This is a genomic window from Pseudescherichia vulneris NBRC 102420 (genome assembly GCF_000759795.1).
GTDB lineage: Bacteria > Pseudomonadota > Gammaproteobacteria > Enterobacterales > Enterobacteriaceae > Pseudescherichia > Pseudescherichia vulneris.
Genome location: NZ_BBMZ01000033.1, coordinates 1 through 22,040, shown reverse-complemented (window position 1 = coordinate 22,040; position 22,040 = coordinate 1). Strand labels below are relative to the sequence as shown.

Below are 22,040 nucleotides of genomic sequence, written 5' to 3'. Positions count from 1 at the left end.
TAATCAGGAGAGAAAATATGTTGGGGTTTAATCAGGACGAGTACCTGACGAGTGCTCGTGAGATCGTTGCTGCGCGTAAACAGGCTGAGCAGGCCGCTGATGAGATATTTCATCAGGAATATGATGCGTTATTTTTTGCGTCGGTCGGCGGCTCTCTGGCACCGATGATGGCTATTAACGCCTTTGCCAAAGAGATGACCACGCTGCCGGTTTACCTTGAGCAGGCCGCGGAATTAATTCATACCGGGCATAAGAAATTAACTAAGCAGTCGGTGGTGGTCACGCTCTCTAAATCCGGTGATACCAAAGAGTCGGTAGAGCTTGCCGAGTGGTGTAAGGCGCAGGGGATCCGCGTCGTTGCCATTACCAAAAACAGCGACTCTCCGCTGGCCAGCGCGGCAGGCTGGCATATTCCGATGCGCCACAAAAACGGCGTGGAATATGAGTATATGCTGCTCTACTGGTTCTTCTTCCGCCTGGTTAACCGTAACGGTGAATTTGCCGACTATGACCGTTTTGCCGGCCAGCTGGAGTTATTACCGGAGAACCTGTTACAGGCGAAAATAAAGTTCGATCCGCAGGCGGATGAAATCGCGCATAAATACCACACCAGCGACTATATGATGTGGATTGGCGGCGCGGAGATGTGGGGCGAGGTCTATCTCTTCTCAATGTGTATTCTGGAGGAGATGCAGTGGAAGCGAACCAAATCCGTTACCTCTGCCGAGTTTTTCCACGGCACGCTGGAGCTGCTGGAGAAAGACGTTCCGCTGTTTCTGGTGAAGGGGGAGGGGAAATGCCGGGCGCTGGATGAGCGGGTAGAACGTTTTGCAGCGAAGATCACCGACCACTTGGTGGTTATCGATCCGCGTGACTATGTTCTTGATGGGATTGATGATGCGTTTCGCGGGATCCTGGCCCCCTGCGTAGCGTCAACGCTGCTGGTGGATCGGCTGGCGGCCCATTTTGAGCACTACACCGGCCACAGTCTGGATATTCGCCGCTACTACCGGCAGTTCGAGTATTAATCGCACTAACGCCCGGCGGCAAATGCATGCCGGGCGTTTTGTTACGCCTTAAACCCGGGTACCCCACAGGTCGTATTCGTCGGCGTTTTCAACCTTCACGCGGACAACGTCGCCCGGCTTCACGTTGGTTTCGCCGTTGAGGTAGACCGCGCCGTCGATTTCCGGTGCATCGGCCATGCTGCGGCCAATCGCGCCCTCTTCATCGACTTCATCGATAATCACCAGGATCTCACGGCCCACTTTCTCCTGCAGACGCTCGGCAGAGATCTGCTGCTGCAGCTGCATAAAGCGGTTCCAGCGTTCCTCTTTTATCTCTTCCGGCACCTGATCCGGCAATTCGTTAGCGGTCGCACCTTTCACCGGGCTGTATTTGAAGCAGCCCACGCGGTCCAGACGCGCTTCAACGAGGAAGTCGAGCAGCATCTGGAAATCTTCCTCGGTTTCACCCGGGAAGCCGACGATAAAGGTCGAGCGCAGGGTCAGCTCAGGGCAGACTTCACGCCACTGCTTGATGCGGGCCAGCTGGCGATCCACCGAGCCTGGGCGCTTCATCAGCTTGAGGATGCGCGGGCTGGCGTGCTGCATCGGGATATCCAGATACGGCAGGATCTTCCCTTCGGCCATCAGCGGAATGACGTCGTCAACGTGCGGGTAGGGGTAGACGTAGTGCAGACGCACCCAGACGCCGAGCTTCGACAGCTCTTCGCACAGGCTGACCATGCTGGTTTTCACCGGCGAGCCGTTGTAGAAGCCGGTGCGGTGCTTAACGTCAACGCCGTAGGCGGAGGTGTCCTGCGAGATCACCAGCAGCTCTTTCACGCCCGCATCAACCAGACGCTTGGCCTCAGCCAGCACGTCGCCAATCGGACGGCTGTCGAGATCGCCACGCATGGACGGAATAATGCAGAAGGTGCAGCGGTGGTTGCAGCCTTCGGAAATTTTCAGGTAGGCGTAGTGGCGCGGGGTCAGCTTGACGCCCTGTTCCGGCACCAGGCTCAGGAACGGGTTGTGCTTGGGTTTTGGCACGTAGTGGTGCACGTGCTCCAGAACCTGCTCATAGCTGTGCGGACCGGTGATCTCCAGCACCTTGGGGTGTACTTCGCGGATCTGATCCACTTTTGCCCCCAGGCAGCCGGTGACGATCACCTTGCCGTTCTCATTCAGGGCTTCGCCAATCGCTTCCAGCGACTCCTGCACGGCGCTATCGATAAAGCCGCAGGTGTTAACGATCACCATATCGGCATCGTCGTAACGCGGCACCACATCATAACCCTCGGTGCGCAGCTCGGTAAGAATGCGTTCGGAATCCACCAGGTTTTTCGGGCAGCCCAGGGAGACAAAGCCAATACGCGGTTGTTGTATGCTCATACGCTCACAAAGTAAACAGAAGAAAAAACCGGGCGATTTTACACGGGTTTGCGGCGACTCTCTACTGCTAACTCAATCGGTTAGATTTTGTGTAGGTTGTCACACTGTAAAAATTGTTAAAGTCTGGATAAATATTGACCCAGCGCATAATTTTGCACAAAAAATGAGCTTATGCTTAATTTGTGATTAGGCCGACAAGGGAGGATCTAGCATGATCGTTGACAGACAGAAACGAAGCCTGCTGAGAAAACTTGCAAACGCCAGCATCGATCTTGCGGCGTACGTCCAGCTCAGAAAGGCGAAGGGTTACATGTCAGTCAGCGAAAGCAACTATCTGCGTGACAGCTTTTTTGAATTATCAACACAAATACGCGGCCTGGAGCGGCATGCTTATGTCGTGCCGGATGCCAGAGAACGTGAGGCACTGTGCCTGGCAGAGGGAGCACTCTCCGCTGCGGGTATCTGCTTAATGAGTGGGCACCATGACTGCCCGAACTACATTGCTGTAAACGTAGAGACGCTTGATCGCTGTCTCAAAACCCTCAACGTATGTATTCAGAACCTTAACGAGCAAGCACCGCTGGTTATAGAATCCTGAATTCCCGGGGGAGGCGACTCCCCCTTCTGCTTAAGCTTTTGTAAAACCAGGCGCGCGCAACGCTCCGCTGGCTACGCTTTATGCCAGAGACCCTGAAAGGAGTGCCCTATGCGCCGTAACGTCCCGATCTTTATCCCCGCGCTGTTTCTCTCCGCCTCGGTTTTTGCCGCGCCTGCGCCGGTAAAGGTCGACGTGCTGCAAACCAAACTCGATCATCCCTGGTCGCTGGCCTTTCTGCCCGACGATAAAGGCATGCTGATCACCCTGCGCGGCGGTCAGCTGCGCCACTGGCAGGCGGGAAGCGGACTGTCCGATCCCCTCTCCGGCGTACCGAAAGTGTGGGCCAACGGCCAGGGCGGCCTGTTTGACGTCGTGCTGGCCCCGGATTTTGCCCAGTCGCGTCGGGTGTGGCTGAGCTACGCCGAAGCGGGGAATGACGGCAAGGCCGGAACGGCGGTAGGCTACGGGCGATTGAGCGACGATCTCTCCCGGCTGGAGGCATTTAAGGTGGTCTTCCGCCAGACGCCTAAGCTCTCTACCGGCAACCACTTCGGCGGACGACTGGTTTTTGACGGCAAGGGCTACCTCTATATTGCGCTGGGAGAAAACAATCAGCGTCCCACCGCCCAGGATCTTGATAAGCTCCAGGGGAAAGTGGTGCGTCTGACCGATCAGGGCGCGGTGCCAAACGATAATCCTTTCGCCAGTAATGCCAATGCCCGCAAGGAGATCTGGTCCTACGGCATCCGTAACCCGCAGGGGATGGCGATGAATCCGTGGACCAACGCGCTATGGCTGAACGAGCACGGCCCGCGCGGCGGTGACGAGATTAACATCCCGCAGAAAGGCAAAAACTACGGCTGGCCGCTGGCGACCTGGGGCATCAACTACAGCGGAATGAAAATCCCCGAGGCGAAGGGGGAGATTGTGGCGGGAACCGAGCAGCCTATTTTCTACTGGAAAGAGTCTCCGGCGGTCAGCGGCATGGCGTTCTATAACGCGTCGACCTTCCCGCAGTGGCAGCACAAGCTTTTCATCGGTGCGCTGAAGGACAAGGACGTGATTGTGATGAGCGTAAACGGGGATAAGGTCACCGAGGACGGGCGTATTCTGGGGGATCGCAACCAGCGCATCCGCGACGTGCGGGTTGGCCCCGACGGCTACCTCTATGTGCTCACCGACGAGTCCGACGGCGAGCTGTTAAAGGTGAGTCCGGCTGGGGCACAATAAAGAGGGGATCAGGTCACCGGGATCATCACCACTTTGCGGAAGGCGGGGCGCTCGCTGAGGGCGTCATACCAACGCTGGATATGCGGACGTGGCGTCCATGTCAGGCCCACGTTCCACAGGTTGTAGACGAAAGGCGCAACGGCGATATCCCCGAGGCCAAACTCCTCGCCGGAGAGCCAGCTTGAGGTCGCCAGCGCGTTATCCAGAATCTCAAACAGCGGCTCGCAGGCGGCAATGCCCGCCTCAATCACCGCCGGATCGCGTTTTTCCACCGGGGTGCGGACCAGGTTCATTAAAAGCACCCGGTGAGCCGGGGAGAGCGTGCCGTTGGCCCAGTCCATCCACTTTTCGGCCTGCGCGCGGGCGGCGGGCGGCTCAATCCACAGCCGGCCCTGGCCATACTGCGCTGCCAGGAAGCGCACGATGGTATTTGACTCCCACAGCACGCTATCGGTCTCATCGTCGCGGAACAGCGGCACCAGCCCGTTGGGATTCAGCGCCAGATACTCCGGGCTGTGGTTGAGGCCGTGCTCCAGCCCCGCCAGAATTTGCGTATACGGCAGCTCCAGCTCTTCCAGAGTCCATAAGACTTTTTTAACGTTAGTCGAGTTGTTCCTGCCCCACAGCGTGATCATACAAACTCCTTCTTCTCGTCAGCAACCGGGCGCTGTTATCAGCACCTTATGGCTGACATAGTGGGATAAAGTGAACATTCAGGCAACGGATAACAAAAAAATCCCACTCGCAGCAGCATGGGAATGTGATTTTGCGTAAACTTTAAAAAACTTTACCAGCTGGCGGTTTTCTTCACGGCTTTTGTACGTTACTACTCACCGTTTAGCGCGTAGCGGTGAGCTAACGCGGTTTTTTTAGAATGGATACTCGGGTGGCCTTTATGACGCATTTTTCTCTGTCCCTCCGCGGCCTGGCTACGGCCTCGGCGCTTGTGGTTCTTTTTTCTCCCTCTCTGTTTGCCGCCGAGCAGGTTGCGGCCCCGGCAGCACCTGCGGTTGATGCCCGGGCGTGGATCCTGATGGATTACGCCAGTGGTAAGGTGCTGGCGGAAGGTAACGCCGATGAGAAGCTGGATCCGGCCAGCCTGACCAAGCTGATGACCAGCTACGTCACCGGCCAGGCGCTGAAGGCAGGGAAAATTCACCTCAATGATATGGTCACCGTGGGGAAAGACGCGTGGGCGACCGGCAACCCGGCCCTGCGCGGCTCGTCGCTGATGTTCCTCAAGCCAGGGGATCAGGTCTCGGTAGCGGATCTCAATAAAGGCGTCATTATCCAGTCGGGGAACGATGCCAGCATCGCCATTGCCGACTACGTGGCGGGGAGCCAGGATGCCTTTGTCGGGCTGATGAACAACTACGCCCAGCGGCTGGGGCTGACCAGTACTACCTTTAAAACGGTGCACGGTCTCGACGCGCCGGGGCAGTTCAGCACCGCTCGCGATATGGCCCTGCTGGGCAAGGCGCTGATCCACGACGTGCCGGAAGAGTACGCCATTCATAAAGAGAAAGAGTTTACCTTCAACAAGATCCGCCAGCCGAACCGTAACCGCCTGCTGTGGAGCACGAATCTCAACGTCGACGGGATGAAGACCGGCACCACCGAAGGGGCAGGCTACAACCTGGTGGCATCCGCCACGCAGGGGGATATGCGGCTCATCTCGGTGGTGCTGGGCAGTAAAACCGATCGCATTCGCTTCAACGAGTCAGAGAAGCTGCTCACCTGGGGCTTCCGCTTCTTTGAAACCGTGACCCCAATCAAGCCCGATGCTACCTTCGCCACCACCCGCGTCTGGTTTGGCGACAGCAGCGAGGCGAAGCTCGGCGCAGGCGAAGCGGGCTCGATCACCATTCCCAAAGGGCAGCTGAAGAACCTGAAGGCGACCTGGAAATTAAACGACCCGCAGCTCACCGCGCCGCTGAAAAAAGGCCAGGTGGTGGGTTCCATCGATTTCCAGCTTAACGGTAAATCCATTGAGCAGCGTCCCCTGATCGTTATGGAGCCGGTAGAAGAGGGCGGGTTCTTGAGCCGGATGTGGGATTTCGTGCTGATGAAACTCCACGGCTGGTTCGGCAGCTGGTTCTCATAGCCCAACCGCCGCATGCCTTAGTAGAGCAGGGCGATGTCCTGCGCTTTTGCCAGCGCAATGAGGCTATCGTCAGGACGGACGTCGCTGGCGATAGCATCGAACTGGCTCAGGTCACCCATGCAGGCCGGGCGCACTTTGCCAAACTTGCTGTGATCGACCACCAGCACGTGATACTGCGCCCGGCTCATCGCCCAGTGTTTTACTGGCAGCTCCTCAAGGTTAAAGCAGGTCGCGCCCATCTCCGGATGGACGCCCGCCGCGGAATAGAAGGCGAGATCGGGACAGAGATTGTTTAGCGTCTCTTTAAAGTTGAGCGGGTTGAAGATGCCGTTGCTGGCATGGAACTCCCCGCCGCAGAGAATAGTCCGGCAGAGCGGCTTCTCCTGCAGCGCGAGAAAGGTATTCAGGGCATAGCAGACGGCGGTGAAGGGCAGCTCGTCGCTGATGGCGTCGATAATCCACGGCGTCGTGGTGCCGCAGTCGAAAAACACCATCTGGTGGGCCTGGACCAGGGTTGCCGCATGGCGGGCAGCGAGGCGCTTCTCCTCTACCAGGCGCGTTTTCTGATCGCTCAGCAGATAGTGGCTGGCGGTGCGCGGCTCCAGCACCAGGTAGCCCCCCAGTAGTACCACCGGTGCGCTTTTGGCGTTCAGATCGCGACGAATGGTCATTTCAGACACGCCAAGCAACGTCGCAGCCTCTTTCAGATGCAGCTTGTCGCTCCGCTTCAGGGCCTGCAGCAGCTGGCCGATCCTTTCGTCACGTTTCGTTTCCATAGATCCCCTGGCGCAATATCCTTGGCACATTAGTAAAACCCTGCCTGAGGCAGGGCGTCCAATATTACCTGCGCGGCCAGGTTAAGTCACCCACGCACCCAGCCTTTGCGGATAGGCAGAGCAAAACAGCGGCGGTAGATGAGGTGCAGGACCCGGAGCACGCCTCTTCCGCAAACCTGCCAGAGCATCTGTGCGGCCAGGCAGCCGCTGAGGGCGATCAGCAATCCGCCCAGCATATCCAGCGGCCAGTGAATGCCCAGGTAGACGCGTGACCAGGCGATGCTCAACGCGATGGCCAACAGCGCGCAGCCAGACCAGAGCCGATGCCAGAACAGAAATGCCAGCGCGAAGGTAAACGCCACCGTGCCGTGATCGCTGGGGTAGGAGTAGTTCGCCGCGTGATGTAAGAAATTATAGCCCGCGTGCTGGGCAAACGGCCTGTCGTGGGGGAAAAGATGACCTATCAACCAGGAGAGGCTCATGCTCACCGTCAGCGCCATTGCCGTTTTGATCACCAGCTGGCGCTGGGCGCTCACCCGATTGTGCGGCCCCCAGAGCCACAGCGCTGCCGCCAGCAGCGGCAGCAGGGTAATCAGATCTTTGGCGACATAGATTGCCAGGTCGATCAGCCAGGACGGGGAGTCGGGGGTGGCGTTCAGCCAGTAAAAAAGCGTGTGGTTGAGATTTTCCAGCATGGGGTGCCGTCACTCCTGTTGACTATTAAAAAGGGCATCCATTGTGCAGCGTCGACCTTAAACGAACCTTAAGCTAGTAAAGGGTATTAAACGTGCGCTGCCACAGAGAATTCACTACCGCCAGCGCGACGTTTTCACTACACTCTGCGCGATCTTAAGGATAAAGAGGCTACATGCAAAATCGTTCATCTTCCAGAGGCCGTTTAGGCCGCCAGGCACTGATGTTTCCCCTGTGCCTGGTGCTCTACGAGTTCTCCACCTATATCGGCAACGACATGATCCAGCCGGGGATGCTGGCCGTGGTTGCGCAGTACCATGCTGGCATCGAGTGGGTGCCGACCTCCATGACCGCCTATCTGGCCGGGGGCATGTTTTTACAGTGGCTGCTTGGGCCGCTGTCGGACCGCATTGGCCGCCGTCCGGTGATGCTTACCGGGGTGGTGTGGTTTATTGTCACCTGTCTGGCAACGCTGCTGGCGCAGAACATTGAGCAGTTCACCATCCTGCGCTTTTTGCAGGGGGTGAGCCTTTGCTTTATTGGCGCGGTAGGTTATGCCGCTATTCAGGAGTCGTTCGAGGAGGCGGTGTGCATCAAGATCACCGCCCTGATGGCGAACGTGGCGCTGATTGCTCCCCTGCTTGGCCCGCTGGTGGGGGCTGCTTGGGTAAACGTCGCACCGTGGGAGGGGATGTTTATTCTCTTCGCGCTGCTGGCGGCCATCGCCTTCTTTGGCCTGCACCGGGCGATGCCGGAGACCGCTACCCGTCTTGGGGAGAAGCTCTCCCTGAAGGAGCTGGGTCGGGATTATAAAGCAGTGTTGAAAAATGGCCGTTTCGTGGCCGGTGCGCTGGCGACGGGCTTTGTCAGCCTGCCGCTGCTGGCGTGGATCGCCCAGTCGCCGATTATTATTATCAGCGGTGAGGAGATGAGCAGCTATGAGTACGGCCTGCTGCAGGTGCCGATCTTCGGGGCGTTGATCGCGGGTAATCTCGTGCTGGCCCGGATGACTTCGCGGCGCAGCGTGCGGTCACTGATCATCATGGGCGGCTGGCCGATCGTTGCCGGACTGCTGCTGGCGGCCGTGGCGACGATGGTTGAATCCCATGCTTACCTGTGGATGACCGCCGGGCTGAGCCTCTATGCGTTCGGGATCGGCCTCGCCAACGCCGGGCTGGTACGCCTGACGCTGTTTGCCAGCGACATCAGTAAAGGAACGGTATCCGCCGCCATGGGCATGTTACAGATGACGATATTTACCGTCGGCATCGAGCTGAGCAAGCACGCTTACCTGAGCGGTGGGGAAGGGCTGTTTAGCCTCTTCAACCTGCTCAACGGCCTGCTCTGGCTAGGACTGATGGTGATCTTCCTTAAGGACCGGTCGGTGGGGCGCTCTCTGAACGGCTAGCGGCGCTCTGGTCCGGCTTCGCGACCGCCCTGGCCACGATAACTGCAACCACCATCAGCCCCAGCACCACCATCATGGCGCTGCGCAGGCCGTAGTGCTCGCCCAGGAAGCCGAGCAGCGGCGGTCCTACCAGAAACGCCAGGTACCCGGTTGTCGCCACCACGCTTACGCGGGTTGCGGCGTCCGGCCCGGTGTCGCTGGCGGCGGAGATGGTGAGCGGGAAGCCAAGGGACGCGCCCAGACCCCACAGCAGAACGGAGACGCCTGCCACCCACGCGCTATCGACGAAGATGATCAGCGCAATCCCCAGCCCACCCATAATCGCACTGGCCCGCACCACCGTGACGCGGCTATAGCGATCGATAAACCAGCCGCCGGTAAAGCGTCCGACGGTCATGCCAAGAGTAAAGCCGGTGTAGATCAGCGATCCCGAGGTGGGGGTGAAGCCGTGGCCGTCTACCATCAGCAGCGGCAGCCAGTCGTTGGCGGAGCCTTCGGCAAAGGCCATCGCCAGCACTACCACACCGATCAGCAGCAGTTGGGTATCGCGATAGAAGGGACGACCTTTCTGCTTTTTCTGCGTGTCGCTGGCGTCGTTACGTCCGGTGCCGTCGGGGATCGCGGTGATGGCGATCAGGATGGGTACGATGGCCATCAGCGCCGCCAGCAGAACGTGCAGCGTAGCGGTCACGCCCCAGGCGGTGAGCGTCATGCCGATACCTGCGCCCACCAGCGTGCCGAGGCTGTAGAAACCGTGCATCATCGGCAGCACTGTTTTGTTCATCTTCTGCTCTACCACCGCACCTTCGATATTAATCGCTACTTCGGCTGCTCCCAGGCTGGCTCCAAATAGCGCCAGACCAACGGCAAACAGCAGCGGTGAGGCGAACCACAGGGCAAGACTCAGCACCGTCATGCCCAAAACCGATACCGACATGCTGGCGCGGATGACGTTGCGGGTGCCGAAGCGCTTGACCAGCCATGCGGAGGAGAGAACGCCGCTCATCGAGCCGACGGAGAGGCCAAACAGCACCGCGCCCATCTCTGCGGTGGAAACCGACAGGATGTCGCGAATGGCTGGCGTGCGCGTAGCCCAGGAGGCCATCAGCAGCCCAGGGATAAAGAAGAAGGTAAATAGAGCCCAGAGACGGTGGTTAAGTGCAGAGCGAGAAGAGGAGGTCATAGCGTCTTATCTATCGTTATGGTTTTGGCGTCGGTTAACAGTAGCAAGATTTGGCGAGGAATGCAGGAGGAAAGGTGGGGAGGTCAATCCGTAGGCCCGGCAAACGTAAGTGCCGCCGGGCGGTTTAGCGAGTTTTATCGAGCTTGTGTGCAATGAGCATAATGACAACATAAACAGCAATCCCGCCAGCCAGCACTATTAAGGGACCGACTATTTGCATTATCCCTTCATTAGTAAAACCAGTATAAAAAATTCCGAAAATAGTCACCGTCAGGATAAGCGTGCCAAACACCTCTGACGTAAATGTAATAGCTAATTTTAATATTTTCGATAGCACGAAATTGATCCTTTGCTCTCCATAGTTTCATCTCCAGATAGATGTTGACTAACCTTTGCTCCGGGAGGAAACGCCGGGCGGCGCTGCGCTTGCACCGGCCTACAAAAAATATTCTACCCCCCCAGAAAACAAAAAACCCATCAACCTTGAACCAAAGATGGCGGGGTTGATGGGCTCCACAAAATGGGGACATCAAAGAAAAGCAGTGGCACTAGTTATGACTGGCACTTCTATAAAAAGTTCGCGTGATGCCAGAAATTTTTTTGCGCAACCATCTATCTTCAGAGTTATCCGAGGCCGGGCCAGATGATGATGATCAGCGTCCCGGCCAGGGTCAGCAGCACGTTGGCGATGGCGTAGGTGCCAGCATAGCCGAGCGCGGGGATGTTGCTCCGCGCGGTGTCGCTGATGATCTCCATTGCCGGGGCGCAGGTGCGGGCTCCCATCATCGCGCCGAAGAGCATGGCGCGGTTCATCCGCAGCACGTAGGCGCCGAACAGGAAGCAGATCACCACCGGCACCAGGCTTACCAGCAGCCCGGCGACCAGCATCTGACCACCCACTGCGCCAAGGCCGTGGCCGATGCCGCTCCCGGCGCTCAGGCCAACGCCCGCCATAAACACCATCAGGCCAAACTCCTTCACCATGTTCAGCGCCCCCTGAGGGATGTAGCCAAAGGTCGGGTGGTTGGCACGCAGGAAGCCGAGCATGATCCCGGCGAACAGCAGACCTGCCGCGTTGCCGATGCCAAAGCTAAACGAGCTGAACTGGAAGGTGATCATGCCGATCATCAGGCCGACGATAAAGAAGGCGCAAAACGCCAGCAGATCGGTGACCTGGCTGTGAATCGAGATAAAGCCGATGCGGTCGGCGATGGTTTTCACCCGTCGCGCGTCGCCGCTCACCTGCAACACGTCGCCTTTATTGAGCACGATGCTGTCGTCAATTGGCATCTCGATCTGGCTGCGGATCACCCGGTTCAGGAAGCAGCCGTGATCGGTAAGCTTGAGCTGGGCGAGGCGGCGGCCCACCACGTTGTGGTTCTTGACCACGATCTCTTCGGTGACGATGCGCATGTCGAGCAGGTCGCGGTCAAAGACCTCTTTGCCGTTACGGAAGCTAGGGTCGAGACGGGCATGGGCGTCAGGGTAGCCCACCAGCGAGATCTCATCTCCCATCTGTAAAACCGCATCGCCGTCCGGGGTCGCCAGTATGCCGTTACGGCGAATACGCTCGATGTAGCACCCGGTCTGGCGATAGATACCCAGCTCGCGCAGGTTTTTACCGTCGGCCCACGCCACCAGCTCCGGCCCAACGCGGTAAGCGCGGATCACCGGAAGATACACTTTGCGGTTAGCGTCGTTGTCGAGACCGCGCTCGCGGGCGATCTGCTGGGCGCTGGTCTGTAGGTCCTGATGCTGTAGCTTCGGCATATAGCGCGCGCCAAAGATCAGGCTAACCAGCCCAATAAGGTAGGTCAGGGCGTAGCCGAGGCTCAGGTTATCGAGGGCGGAACTCAGCTGGTCACTGGCCATCCCGGAGTGGCGCAGGGTATCTCCCGCGCCCACCAGCACTGGCGTAGAGGTCATCGACCCCGCTAGCATCCCGGCGGTGAGGCCGATATCCCAGCCAAACAGCTTGCCCAGCCCCAGCGCAATCAGCAGCGCGCTGCCGACCATCACCAGCGCCAGCATCAGGTAATTTTTGCCGTCGCGAAAGAAAATCGAAAAAAAGTTGGGCCCGGCTTCTACGCCGACGCAAAAAATAAACAGCATAAAGCCGAGATTCAGGGCGTCGGTGTTAATGGCGAAATGCTGCTGGCCTAATAATAGCGAAACCACTAAAACGCCAATGGAATTACCAAGTTGTACCGAGCCTAGCCGTAATTTTCCCAGGCACAGGCCTAACGCCAGCACCACAAATAATAACAGTATGTAATTCCCATTTAACAAATCTGCGACGTTTATATTCACGGAGGCTAACTTCTTGTTTACTAGTAAGCTGTTGAAAGAAATGGTGATTTACGCTAATGTTTTACTTACGTCAGTGGACCTTTATGTCACGCTGCTGCAAACAAAACAATGACCGCAAAACAGATCAGGCCGTTAGTTTAATCGTATTAAGAAACAACGGCTAGTTAAGAATCGCGCATTCGCGTGGGTGCTTTTTTGGCAAGGATAGCCACACTGCTTTATCAAACCGGACGTTCCTTTGGGGCGAAGAAATGTTCGATAGAGGCGATGTCAGGAGGATTATTTGAAGTCTAAACGTGGTTGGGCGGGCGCGCTTTGCTGCTTCCTGCTTTTTATTGTGGTCTACCTGTCGCATATATTAAACGTGAGAGGGGCCTTTCAGCCTGCCAGCCATCCCGAGCTGGGGCTGCTCTTTTTTATCATTCCCGGTGCGGTGGCCAGCTTTGTCTCGACTAAACGTCGGGTAGTGCTGCCGGTGGTAGGCGCAATGCTGGGGGCAACGTTCTGCTTTGTGCTGATGCTGCTCTTTTTGACGCCGATACGTTCAGTCTGGCAGGAGATGGCGTGGCTGTTTAGCGCGGTGTTCTGGTGTGCGCTGGGCGCGCTCTGCTATCTGTTCATTCGCAGCCTGTTGGGAAGACGGGGGCGCAGCTAGCGCCCCCAGGCGTGCTTACTGCTCGGCAAAGAGGCCCAGATGCGCTTTAGCATAGGCTTCAAAGTCGGTGCAGCCACCGATATGCTTCTGATCGAGGAAGATCTGCGGCACGGTTTCAACCGGCTTGCCAACGGTCTTTTCCAGATCGGCTTTGGTGATCCCTTCCGCATGAATATCGACATAGCGATAGCTAAAGTCGTCACGCTCGGTGCTCAGTTTATCTGCAAGTTCTTTTGCGCGTACGCAGTAGGGACAGCCAGGGCGTCCAAAAATTACAGCGAACATACTCTCTCCTTAACGTTAAGCCAGACAGCGAATAGGGCTATCATGCCGATTACCTCAGGTAATAGAAAGAAGGTTTTACCTGTCGTTTCGATGCCATCAGGCTATGTTTCGTCAAAGCAGGACGACGCGATAAATCCCGTTCATCCTGCGCCTCGCTGCGTGTATGATAGTGATGCGGCTGCGACACCGTTATTGTAGAGAGGTGCAGGGTGAAAATTGCCATATTGTCCCGGGATGGAACGCTCTATTCGTGTAAACGGCTGCGTGAAGCAGCGGTACAGCGGGGCCACACCATCGAGATCCTCGATCCGCTCTCCTGCTATATGAACATCAGTCCGGCGGCCTCGTCGATCCACTACCAGGGCCGCCAGCTCCCTTACTTTGATGCCGTGATCCCACGCATCGGCTCCGCCATCACCTTCTACGGCACGGCGGCGCTGCGCCAGTTCGAAATGCTCGGCAGCTACCCCCTCAACGAGTCCGTGGCTATCACCCGTGCCAGAGACAAGCTGCGCTCGCTGCAGCTGCTGGCGCGCCAGGGAATCGATCTGCCGGTGACCGGTATTGCCCACTCGCCAGATGACACCAGCGATCTTATCGACATGGTCGGTGGCGCACCGCTGGTGGTCAAGCTGGTGGAAGGCACTCAGGGCATCGGCGTGGTGCTGGCGGAGACGCGCCAGGCGGCAGAGAGCGTGATCGACGCCTTTCGCGGTCTCAACGCCCACATTCTGGTGCAGGAGTATATTAAAGAAGCCAAAGGGTGCGACATTCGCTGCCTGGTAGTGGGGGATGAGGTGGTGGCGGCCATCGAGCGGCGGGCGAAAGAGGGGGATTTCCGCTCCAACCTGCACCGCGGCGGCGTGGCAACGGAGGCTAACATTACCCTGCGCGAGCGAGAGATCGCTCTGCTGGCAGCGCGCACGCTAGGGCTGGAGGTCGCCGGGGTCGATATTCTACGCGCCGATCGTGGGCCGCTGGTGATGGAAGTGAACGCCTCGCCGGGCCTGGAGGGCATTGAGAAAGCCACTGGGGTAGACATTGCCGGGCGGATGATCGCCTGGATCGAGCAGCAGGCCACCCCCGGCTTTTGTCTGAAAACGGGCGGCTAGGCGCTTTTCCGGCAGTATAAATGGTATACAGGGCGTTTTTTGCGTAAGCTATGCCCGCAAATTTTTTTACAGAGGTCACCCCCTATTATGGATTCACTCGTCGTACCCAGTCTGGACACCTTGCGTCATTGGCTTGACGAGCTGGGCATCAGTTTTTATGAGTGTGACACCTGCCAGGCGCTACACCTGCCGCATATGCAAAACTTTGACGGCATCTACGACGCCAAAATCGATCTGGTTGATGATATTGTTCTCTTCTCAGCGATGGCAGAGGTCAAGCCCACGGCGCTGCTGGCGCTGGCGGCCGATCTCTCTGCAATTAACGCCAGCTCGCTGACGATTAAAGCCTTCCTCGACATTCAGGATGATAATCTGCCGAAGCTGGTGGTGTGCCAGTCGCTGTTCGCCGCCCCTGGCGTGAACCTGAAGCAGTTTGCCTGGTTTATGCGTCACAGCGAGGAGCAGGTCTCCATGGTGATCCTCGAAGCCTGCGCGCAGCAGCTGCTGTTTAATGCCGAGGAAGACGAGGCCGTTACCGGTGAAACGGTACGCAATTTTCTTCACTAAACCCTAACGACATTAGCGCAGTCGCTGCCATAGCGGCTGCATTCTTCCCCGCTTTTATTCTGCATTTCCTGCCTCCCACCAGTTTTATTCACCGCCATGATGGCGCTATCGGGCTATCGTATAGACAAATAGTGAATAAAAAATTGATAAAACCCGGTTTTTAACCTGACCTATAGCCTCTAACCCTGGCTACAGTTATTCTTGCGCTGCTTTAAAAAGCTTGCAGCGTCTGCCGGGTGGCGTCTCATACCCGAAGCTGTGCAGAGTGATAAAGTATGCACGATTCTTGCATATCTTTAATGCGTACATTTAGTTCGTCTATTCACGAACTTTCCAGAAGGAATGAGATATGACCACCCTGAATAAAAAATGGTTGTCCGGTCTGGTAGCAGGCGCGCTGATGGCGGTCTCCGCCGGCACGCTGGCAGCCGAGCAGAAGACGCTGCACGTCTATAACTGGTCTGATTATATTGCCCCGGACACGGTGGCAAACTTTGAAAAAGAGACCGGTATCAAAGTGGTTTACGACGTGTTTGACTCCAACGAGGTGCTCGAAGGCAAACTGATGGCGGGCAGCACCGGCTTCGATCTGGTTGTGCCCTCCGCCAGCTTCCTGGAGCGCCAGCTGACCGCAGGCGTGTTCCAGCCGCTGGATAAGAGCAAGCTGCCGAACTGGAAAAACATGGATCCAGACGTGCTGAAGATGGTGGCCAAGCACGATCCTGAGAACAAGTACGCGATGCCGTACCTGTGGGCAACCACCGGCATTGGCTATAACGTTGATAAGGTGAAAGCGGTGCTGGGCGACGTGCCGGTGGACAGCTGGGATCTGGTGATGAAACCGGAAAACCTTGAGAAGCTGAAGAGCTGCGGCGTCTCCTTCCTCGATGCCCCGGAAGAGATCTTCGCCACCGTGCTGAACTATCTGGGTAAAGATCCCAACAGCAGCAAAGCGGACGACTACACCGGCGCGGCCACCGATCTGCTGCTGAAGCTGCGGCCAAATATCCGCTACTTCCACTCCTCTCAGTACATTAACGATCTGGCCAACGGCGATATCTGCGTGGCGATTGGCTGGGCAGGGGATGTCTGGCAGGCGGCGAACCGTGCGAAAGAGGCGAAAAACGGCGTTAAGGTCTCCTATATCATCCCGAAAGAGGGGGCGCTGGCCTTCTTTGACGTCTTCGCCATGCCGAAAGATGCCAAAAACAAAGAGGAAGCCTACCAGTTCCTCAACTACCTGATGCGTCCGGACGTTATCGCCCACATCAGCGACCACGTCTTCTATGCTAACGGCAACAAGGCCTCTGTGCCGCTGATCAGCGCTGAAGTTCGCGAAAATCCGGCGATTTTCCCACCGGCGGACGTCTTCGCCAAGCTCTTTACCCTGAAGGTGCAGGAGCCGAAAATCGATCGCGTGAGAACCCGCGCATGGACCAAAGTGAAGAGCGGTAAATAAGACCGTATCCGGTGGCGTTCGCGCCACCGGACATCAGGCACCGTTTTAGTGCATTTGCACCTGTTTATCTGTATGCCGGAGAGCATCCCGTGAATGACGCAACCCCCCGCCCACAGGCGAAACCTCGTAAGGCGCTGACGCCGCTGCTGGAAATTCGTAACCTGACCAAATCGTTTGATGGTCAACACGCCGTGGATGACGTCAATCTGACTATCTACAAGGGTGAGATTTTTGCCCTGCTGGGCGCGTCCGGCTGCGGGAAATCAACCCTGCTGCGTATGCTGGCAGGTTTCGAGCAGCCTACCACCGGGCAAATTATGCTGGACGGCGTTGACCTGGCCCACGTGCCGCCCTACCTGCGCCCCATCAATATGATGTTCCAGTCCTACGCGCTCTTTCCGCATATGACCGTAGAGCAGAACATTGCCTTCGGCCTGAAGCAGGACAAGCTGCCGAAGGCGGAGATAGCTAGCCGGGTCGCGGAGATGCTGGGCCTTGTGCACATGAGCGAGTTTGCCAAGCGTAAGCCGCACCAGCTCTCGGGCGGTCAGCGTCAGCGCGTGGCCCTGGCCCGCAGTCTGGCGAAGCGGCCTAAGCTGCTGCTGCTCGACGAGCCGATGGGGGCGCTGGATAAGAAGCTGCGCGACCGGATGCAGCTGGAAGTAGTCGATATTCTTGAGCGGGTAGGGGTGACCTGCGTGATGGTGACCCACGATCAGGAAGAGGCGATGACCATGGCCGGACGTATCGCCATTATGAACCGGGGCAAGTTTGTGCAGATCGGCGAGCCGGAGGAGATCTACGAGCATCCAACCACCCGCTATAGCGCAGAGTTTATCGGCTCGGTGAACGTCTTCGAAGGGCTGCTGAAGGATCGCCAGGAGGATGGTCTGGTCATTGACTCGCCGGGGCTGATGCATCCCCTGAAGGTCGATGCGGATGCGTCGGTGGTGGACAACGTGCCGGTCTACGTGGCCCTGCGCCCGGAGAAGATCATGCTCTGCGACGAGGCCCCGGCCGACGGCTTCAACTTTGCCGTGGGTGAAGTGGTGCATATTGCCTACCTCGGCGATCTCTCGATCTACCACGTTCGCCTCAAGAGCGGACAGATGATTAGCGCCCAGCTGCAGAATGAACATCGCTACCGCAAAGGCCTGCCGACGTGGGGCGACGAAGTCCGTCTCTGCTGGGATGCCGACAGCTGCGTTGTGCTAACGGTTTAAGGAGCGGTGATGAGCACATTAGAACCCCCGGCCCGCGTGGAAAAAACGTCCCGCTTTACCCTCTGGCTGGCGCGGATGCAGATGAAGCACGGGCGCAAGCTAGTGATAGCGCTGCCCTACATCTGGCTGTCGCTGCTGTTTTTACTGCCGTTTCTGATCGTCTTTAAAATCAGCCTGGCCGAGATGGCGCGGGCGATCCCGCCCTATACCGATCTGATGGAGTGGGCCGACGGCCAGCTCTCGATCACCCTTAATCTGGGGAACTTCCTCCAGCTTACGGACGATCCGCTCTACTTCGAGGCCTACCTGCAATCGTTACAGGTGGCGGGCATCTCGACGATCTGCTGCTTGCTGCTGGGCTACCCGCTGGCTTGGGCGGTGGCGCACAGCAAGCCGTCGACGCGCAACATCCTGCTGCTGTTAGTGATCCTGCCGTCGTGGACCTCGTTCCTGATCCGCGTCTACGCCTGGATGGGGATCCTGAAAAACAACGGCGTGCTGAATAACGTCCTGCTCTGGCTGGGGGTGATTGACCAGCCGCTGACTATTCTGCACACCAATCTCGCGGTCTATATCGGCATTGTTTACGCCTACCTGCCGTTTATGGTGCTGCCGATCTACACCGCCCTGACGCGCATCGACTACTCGCTGGTTGAAGCCTCGCTGGATCTCGGTGCCCGACCGCTTAAGACCTTCTTTAGCGTGATCGTACCCCTGACCAAGGGCGGGATTATCGCGGGATCGATGCTGGTGTTTATCCCGGCGGTGGGCGAGTTCGTGATCCCGGAACTGCTCGGCGGCCCGGATAGCATCATGATTGGCCGCGTGCTGTGGCAGGAGTTCTTTAACAACCGTGACTGGCCAGTTGCCTCGGCGGTCGCCATTATCATGCTGCTGCTGCTGATTGTACCAATCATGTGGTTCCATAAACATCAGAGCAAAGCGACGGGAGACCACGCATGAACAATTTACCGGTAGTGCGCTCCCCGTGGCGGATCCTGATCCTGGTTCTCGGGTTTACCTTCCTCTACGCGCCAATGCTGATGCTGGTGATCTACTCGTTCAACAGCTCGAAGCTGGTGACGGTGTGGGCCGGGTGGTCTACCCGCTGGTATCGCGAGCTGTTTCACGACGACGCGATGATGAGCGCGGTAGGGTTAAGCCTGACCATTGCCGCCTGCGCGGCAACGATGGCGGTGATCCTCGGGACCATTGCCGCCGTGGTGATGGTGCGCTTCGGACGCTTTCGCGGCGCAAACGGCTTTGCCTTTATGATCACCGCCCCGCTGGTTATGCCTGACGTGATCACCGGCCTGTCGCTGCTGCTGCTGTTTGTCGCTCTGGCTCACGCTATTGGCTGGCCTGCGGATCGCGGGATGCTCACCATCTGGCTGGCGCACGTAACCTTCTGTACCGCCTACGTGGCGGTGGTGATCTCCTCCCGCCTGCGCGAGCTGGATCGCTCCATTGAGGAGGCGGCGATGGATCTCGGTGCCACCCCGGTGAAAGTCTTCTTTATCATCACTCTGCCGATGATCATGCCGGCGGTGATCTCCGGCTGGCTGCTGGCCTTTACCCTGTCGCTGGACGATCTGGTGATCGCCAGCTTCGTCTCCGGGCCGGGAGCCACGACGCTGCCGATGCTGGTCTTCTCCAGCGTGCGCATGGGGGTGAACCCGGAGATCAACGCCCTGGCGTCGATTATCCTCGGCGTGGTGGGCGTTGTTGGTTTTATCGCCTGGCTTTTGATGGCTCGTGCAGAAAAGCAGCGAACGCGTGATATCCAGCGTGCAAGGCAGGGCTGATCCCACTACTATTTGCTGAGGTCATGGGTCACTGATGCCGCGTCGATCGCGGCATCGTTTCGCAGGGAAGGCTACGCCGTGGGATTTTTCAATAAAACGCAGCAGGGTCATGCGCGACTTAACGTGCCGACGCTGGTTCAGGTCGCGGCTATCGCTATTATTGCGATGCGCTGCCTCGACCTGCTGCTGCTATTTAACCTGCTGGGGCTGCGCGGGACGCTGGACTTTATCCACCGCAGCGCCCAGACCTGGAACCTGACGCTGATTTTCCTTGGCAGCCTGCTGCTGCTGTTCCTTGAATTTCTCTGCGCCTTCTCGGTCATTAAAGGCCGCAACTGGGCGCGCTGGCTCTATCTCTTGACCCAGGTGGTGGCCGCAGGCTACCTGTGGGCGGCCTCGCTGGGTTACGGCTACCCAGAGCTGTTCAGTATTGCCGGTGGCTCGAAACGGGAAATTTTCCGCTCGCTGGTGATGCAAAAGCTGCCGGATATGCTGGTGCTTGCCTTGCTGTTTATCCCATCCCCCTGCAGACGCTTTTTCCGCTTCCAGTAACGGTGGTACAATCCCCGCCCCGCAAAAAAGAAGGTTTCTATCATGCAGTGCGCCCTTTATGACGCCGGTCGCTGTCGCTCCTGTCAATGGATCGACCAGCCGGTCCCGCAACAGCTTGCCAGCAAGACGGCGAGCCTGCATGCGCTGCTGGACGGTCTGCCGGTCGCCGAGTGGTGCACCCCGGTCAGCGGCCCGGAGCAGGGGTTCCGTAACAAAGCCAAGATGGTGGTGAGTGGCAGCGTGGAGAAACCGCTGCTGGGGATGCTGCACCGCGACGGCTCGCCGGAGGATCTCACCGACTGCCCGCTCTATCCGGCGTCGTTCTACCCGGTTTTTGCCGCCCTGAAGCCCTTTATTGCCCGAGCGGGCCTGACGCCCTATAACGTGGCGCGCAAGCGCGGGGAGCTGAAGTACCTGCTGCTCACCGAAAGCCAGCTCGACGGCGGCCTGATGCTGCGCTTTGTGCTGCGTTCAGAGGCCAAGCTCGATCAGCTTCGCGCCGCGCTGCCTGCGCTGCAGGCCGAGCTGCCGCAGCTGAAGGTGATCTCGGTAAACATCCAGCCGGTGCATATGGCGATTATGGAGGGGGAGCAGGAGATCTGGCTCACCGACCAGCGGGCGTTGGCGGAGCGCTTTAACGGCGTGCCGCTGTGGATCCGCCCCCAGAGCTTCTTCCAGACTAACCCCAGCGTGGCGGCAAGCCTCTACGCCACCGCCCGCGACTGGGTACGGGCGCTGCCGGTGAAGCACATGTGGGACCTCTTCTGCGGCGTAGGCGGCTTTGGCCTGCACTGCGCGACGCCGGAGATGACGCTGACCGGAATTGAGATCGCCCCAGAGGCCATCGCCTGCGCGAAACAGTCTGCTGAAGAGCTGGGTCTGCACAATGTGCATTTCCAGGCGCTGGATTCCACCGCATTTGCCACGGGGCAGGGGGCGGTGCCGGAGCTAGTGGTGGTGAACCCGCCGCGGCGCGGCATCGGCAAGCCGCTGTGCGACTATCTGAGCGCCATGGCTCCGCAGTGGATTATTTACTCTAGCTGCAATGCCGAAACGATGGCGAAAGATATTCGCGCGCTGCCTGGGTACCGTATTGAACGCGTGCAGCTATTCGATATGTTCCCGCATACGGCGCATTATGAAGTATTAACATTGTTGCTGCGAGAAGGGTAATAAAAAGGCCGGGTGGCGAGCGTTACCCGGCCTTTTATAAATTAGCGTCTCTCTGCTGTTTTTAATCACTTGGCTATAACGTTCTCCAGCCTATTTTATTCATGGTAAATAGTGGCGCATCCTATTCAGGAGGTGAATGAATAATAAAAGGCAATAGCATTTTAAAACAAAACACAGAAAAACTCAGCGCGTAAAGTACCCGTATATTTTTTATAAGTTGCAACGTTCATTAAAATGTTAGCCACTTATTATTAGCGGTAAGCGTAATAAGTCTCCCGCCAGGGCAGGCATGGCATCGATATTAAATAATACGGATTTTATTATTAGCGCAGGAGCAACGCCTGAAGCATGAGCGACAATTACGCAGCCCGGCAGGGCGATGAGATTATTCACGCCTCCGTCCTCGCCGATATCACCAGTGTGCTGGCTGAAGGCGTGGCCTATGCCGCCATCGGCTCGGCCGTGGCAGCGGCGGCCACCGTGGCCGCTCCGCTGCTGGGCACAGGGGCAG

At 57.8% G+C, this 22,040-nt stretch carries 21 protein-coding genes; 14 read left to right on the top strand and 7 right to left on the bottom strand.

Features of this window, described 5'->3' with window-relative positions; translation table 11 throughout:
- Positions 1 to 17 precede the first annotated feature (17 nt).
- A complete protein-coding gene (locus EV102420_RS19260) occupies positions 18 to 1,028 on the top strand; it encodes an SIS domain-containing protein (RefSeq protein WP_042395408.1) in 1,011 nt (336 codons plus the stop codon).
- A 48-nt stretch (positions 1,029 to 1,076) separates the two neighbouring features.
- Here the strand turns inward: EV102420_RS19260 and rimO are convergent, their stop codons facing one another.
- Positions 1,077 to 2,396 carry a 30S ribosomal protein S12 methylthiotransferase RimO gene (gene rimO, locus EV102420_RS19255; protein ID WP_042395405.1) on the bottom strand — a complete coding sequence of 440 codons (1,320 nt, stop codon included), beginning with the start codon at positions 2,394 to 2,396 and terminating at the stop codon, positions 1,077 to 1,079.
- A 211-nt stretch (positions 2,397 to 2,607) separates the two neighbouring features.
- On the opposite strand from rimO, the gene EV102420_RS19250 reads away from it, so the two are divergent.
- Entirely contained in the window at positions 2,608 to 2,994 is a 387-nt protein-coding gene (locus tag EV102420_RS19250) for a biofilm formation regulator BssR (RefSeq protein WP_042395402.1), read from the top strand.
- A gap of 108 nt (positions 2,995 to 3,102) precedes the next feature.
- On the top strand, positions 3,103 to 4,224 hold the full coding sequence (locus EV102420_RS19245) for a PQQ-dependent sugar dehydrogenase (RefSeq protein WP_042395400.1): 1,122 nt from the start codon (positions 3,103 to 3,105) through the stop codon (positions 4,222 to 4,224).
- An 8-nt stretch (positions 4,225 to 4,232) separates the two neighbouring features.
- Here EV102420_RS19245 and EV102420_RS19240 read toward each other — a convergent pair whose 3' ends face one another.
- A complete protein-coding gene (locus tag EV102420_RS19240; protein ID WP_042395397.1) occupies positions 4,233 to 4,859 on the bottom strand; it encodes a glutathione S-transferase family protein in 627 nt (208 codons plus the stop codon).
- A gap of 260 nt (positions 4,860 to 5,119) precedes the next feature.
- Here EV102420_RS19240 and dacC point away from each other — a divergent pair, with 260 nt between their 5' ends.
- Positions 5,120 to 6,328 carry a serine-type D-Ala-D-Ala carboxypeptidase gene (gene dacC, locus EV102420_RS19235; protein WP_042395458.1) on the top strand — a complete coding sequence of 403 codons (1,209 nt, stop codon included), beginning with the start codon at positions 5,120 to 5,122 and terminating at the stop codon, positions 6,326 to 6,328.
- A gap of 17 nt (positions 6,329 to 6,345) precedes the next feature.
- Here dacC and deoR read toward each other — a convergent pair whose 3' ends face one another.
- Both deoR and ybjG read right to left on the bottom strand, forming a co-directional pair.
- Positions 6,346 to 7,104: a DNA-binding transcriptional repressor DeoR gene (gene deoR, locus EV102420_RS19230; protein WP_042395394.1), complete on the bottom strand. Its 759-nt coding sequence runs from the start codon at positions 7,102 to 7,104 to the stop codon at positions 6,346 to 6,348.
- Positions 7,105 to 7,190: 86 nt separating this feature from the next.
- Positions 7,191 to 7,799: an undecaprenyl-diphosphate phosphatase gene (ybjG, locus tag EV102420_RS19225; protein ID WP_042395392.1), complete on the bottom strand. Its 609-nt coding sequence runs from the start codon at positions 7,797 to 7,799 to the stop codon at positions 7,191 to 7,193.
- A 173-nt stretch (positions 7,800 to 7,972) separates the two neighbouring features.
- On the opposite strand from ybjG, the gene EV102420_RS19220 reads away from it, so the two are divergent.
- Positions 7,973 to 9,205, top strand: a complete 1,233-nt coding sequence (locus EV102420_RS19220; protein ID WP_042395389.1) for an MFS transporter — start codon at positions 7,973 to 7,975, stop codon at positions 9,203 to 9,205.
- On the opposite strand, the gene EV102420_RS19215 is transcribed toward EV102420_RS19220, so the two are convergent.
- Together EV102420_RS19215 and EV102420_RS19205 are read right to left on the bottom strand one after the other, a co-directional pair.
- Positions 9,168 to 10,388 carry an MFS transporter gene (locus EV102420_RS19215; protein ID WP_042395387.1) on the bottom strand — a complete coding sequence of 407 codons (1,221 nt, stop codon included), beginning with the start codon at positions 10,386 to 10,388 and terminating at the stop codon, positions 9,168 to 9,170. The genes EV102420_RS19220 and EV102420_RS19215 overlap by 38 nt on opposite strands.
- A gap of 624 nt (positions 10,389 to 11,012) precedes the next feature.
- Positions 11,013 to 12,698, bottom strand: coding sequence for an aspartate:alanine antiporter (locus EV102420_RS19205; RefSeq protein WP_042395381.1), 1,686 nt, complete (start codon positions 12,696 to 12,698; stop codon positions 11,013 to 11,015).
- A 283-nt stretch (positions 12,699 to 12,981) separates the two neighbouring features.
- Between EV102420_RS19205 and EV102420_RS19200 the strand changes: the two genes are divergently transcribed.
- Positions 12,982 to 13,353 carry an inner membrane protein YbjM gene (locus EV102420_RS19200; protein WP_042395378.1) on the top strand — a complete coding sequence of 124 codons (372 nt, stop codon included), beginning with the start codon at positions 12,982 to 12,984 and terminating at the stop codon, positions 13,351 to 13,353.
- A 15-nt stretch (positions 13,354 to 13,368) separates the two neighbouring features.
- On the opposite strand, the gene EV102420_RS19195 is transcribed toward EV102420_RS19200, so the two are convergent.
- A complete protein-coding gene (locus EV102420_RS19195) occupies positions 13,369 to 13,638 on the bottom strand; it encodes a GrxA family glutaredoxin (protein ID WP_042395364.1) in 270 nt (89 codons plus the stop codon).
- Positions 13,639 to 13,847: 209 nt separating this feature from the next.
- Here EV102420_RS19195 and rimK point away from each other — a divergent pair, with 209 nt between their 5' ends.
- The 8 genes from rimK to rlmC all read left to right on the top strand — a co-directional run bounded on the left by rimK (position 13,848) and on the right by rlmC (position 21,529).
- Positions 13,848 to 14,750: a 30S ribosomal protein S6--L-glutamate ligase gene (gene rimK, locus EV102420_RS19190; RefSeq protein ID WP_042395361.1), complete on the top strand. Its 903-nt coding sequence runs from the start codon at positions 13,848 to 13,850 to the stop codon at positions 14,748 to 14,750.
- A gap of 87 nt (positions 14,751 to 14,837) precedes the next feature.
- On the top strand, positions 14,838 to 15,317 hold the full coding sequence (locus EV102420_RS19185; RefSeq protein WP_042395358.1) for a YbjN domain-containing protein: 480 nt from the start codon (positions 14,838 to 14,840) through the stop codon (positions 15,315 to 15,317).
- Between the two features lie 349 nt (positions 15,318 to 15,666).
- The gene (gene potF, locus EV102420_RS19180) at positions 15,667 to 16,776 is read left to right on the top strand and encodes a spermidine/putrescine ABC transporter substrate-binding protein PotF (RefSeq protein ID WP_042395355.1); all 1,110 of its coding nucleotides are present in this window, start codon (positions 15,667 to 15,669) and stop codon (positions 16,774 to 16,776) included.
- Positions 16,777 to 16,865: 89 nt separating this feature from the next.
- The gene (gene potG, locus EV102420_RS19175) at positions 16,866 to 17,999 is read left to right on the top strand and encodes a putrescine ABC transporter ATP-binding subunit PotG (RefSeq protein ID WP_042395352.1); all 1,134 of its coding nucleotides are present in this window, start codon (positions 16,866 to 16,868) and stop codon (positions 17,997 to 17,999) included.
- Between the two features lie 9 nt (positions 18,000 to 18,008).
- A complete protein-coding gene (gene potH / locus EV102420_RS19170) occupies positions 18,009 to 18,962 on the top strand; it encodes a putrescine ABC transporter permease PotH (protein WP_042395349.1) in 954 nt (317 codons plus the stop codon).
- Positions 18,959 to 19,804: a putrescine ABC transporter permease PotI gene (potI, locus tag EV102420_RS19165; protein ID WP_042395345.1), complete on the top strand. Its 846-nt coding sequence runs from the start codon at positions 18,959 to 18,961 to the stop codon at positions 19,802 to 19,804. Before potH ends, potI begins: the two co-directional genes overlap by 4 nt.
- Positions 19,805 to 19,882: 78 nt before the next feature.
- Entirely contained in the window at positions 19,883 to 20,356 is a 474-nt protein-coding gene (locus EV102420_RS19160; protein ID WP_042395344.1) for a YbjO family protein, read from the top strand.
- A 42-nt stretch (positions 20,357 to 20,398) separates the two neighbouring features.
- The gene (rlmC, locus tag EV102420_RS19155) at positions 20,399 to 21,529 is read left to right on the top strand and encodes a 23S rRNA (uracil(747)-C(5))-methyltransferase RlmC (protein ID WP_042395341.1); all 1,131 of its coding nucleotides are present in this window, start codon (positions 20,399 to 20,401) and stop codon (positions 21,527 to 21,529) included.
- Positions 21,530 to 22,040 lie beyond the last annotated feature (511 nt).

What these genes read in the sequence shown, in the direction of transcription:
- EV102420_RS19260 (WP_042395408.1), top strand. Translation starts at nt 18, where the DNA reads ATGTTGGGGTTTAATCAGGACGAGTACCTGACGAGTGCTCGTGAGATC.
- rimO (WP_042395405.1), bottom strand. Translation starts at nt 2,396, where the DNA reads ATGAGCATACAACAACCGCGTATTGGCTTTGTCTCCCTGGGCTGCCCG.
- EV102420_RS19250 (WP_042395402.1), top strand. Translation starts at nt 2,608, where the DNA reads ATGATCGTTGACAGACAGAAACGAAGCCTGCTGAGAAAACTTGCAAAC.
- EV102420_RS19245 (WP_042395400.1), top strand. Translation starts at nt 3,103, where the DNA reads ATGCGCCGTAACGTCCCGATCTTTATCCCCGCGCTGTTTCTCTCCGCC.
- EV102420_RS19240 (WP_042395397.1), bottom strand. Translation starts at nt 4,859, where the DNA reads ATGATCACGCTGTGGGGCAGGAACAACTCGACTAACGTTAAAAAAGTC.
- dacC (WP_042395458.1), top strand. Translation starts at nt 5,120, where the DNA reads ATGACGCATTTTTCTCTGTCCCTCCGCGGCCTGGCTACGGCCTCGGCG.
- deoR (WP_042395394.1), bottom strand. Translation starts at nt 7,104, where the DNA reads ATGGAAACGAAACGTGACGAAAGGATCGGCCAGCTGCTGCAGGCCCTG.
- ybjG (WP_042395392.1), bottom strand. Translation starts at nt 7,799, where the DNA reads ATGCTGGAAAATCTCAACCACACGCTTTTTTACTGGCTGAACGCCACC.
- EV102420_RS19220 (WP_042395389.1), top strand. Translation starts at nt 7,973, where the DNA reads ATGCAAAATCGTTCATCTTCCAGAGGCCGTTTAGGCCGCCAGGCACTG.
- EV102420_RS19215 (WP_042395387.1), bottom strand. Translation starts at nt 10,388, where the DNA reads ATGACCTCCTCTTCTCGCTCTGCACTTAACCACCGTCTCTGGGCTCTA.
- EV102420_RS19195 (WP_042395364.1), bottom strand. Translation starts at nt 13,638, where the DNA reads ATGTTCGCTGTAATTTTTGGACGCCCTGGCTGTCCCTACTGCGTACGC.
- EV102420_RS19185 (WP_042395358.1), top strand. Translation starts at nt 14,838, where the DNA reads ATGGATTCACTCGTCGTACCCAGTCTGGACACCTTGCGTCATTGGCTT.
- potF (WP_042395355.1), top strand. Translation starts at nt 15,667, where the DNA reads ATGACCACCCTGAATAAAAAATGGTTGTCCGGTCTGGTAGCAGGCGCG.
- potH (WP_042395349.1), top strand. Translation starts at nt 18,009, where the DNA reads ATGAGCACATTAGAACCCCCGGCCCGCGTGGAAAAAACGTCCCGCTTT.
- potI (WP_042395345.1), top strand. Translation starts at nt 18,959, where the DNA reads ATGAACAATTTACCGGTAGTGCGCTCCCCGTGGCGGATCCTGATCCTG.
- rlmC (WP_042395341.1), top strand. Translation starts at nt 20,399, where the DNA reads ATGCAGTGCGCCCTTTATGACGCCGGTCGCTGTCGCTCCTGTCAATGG.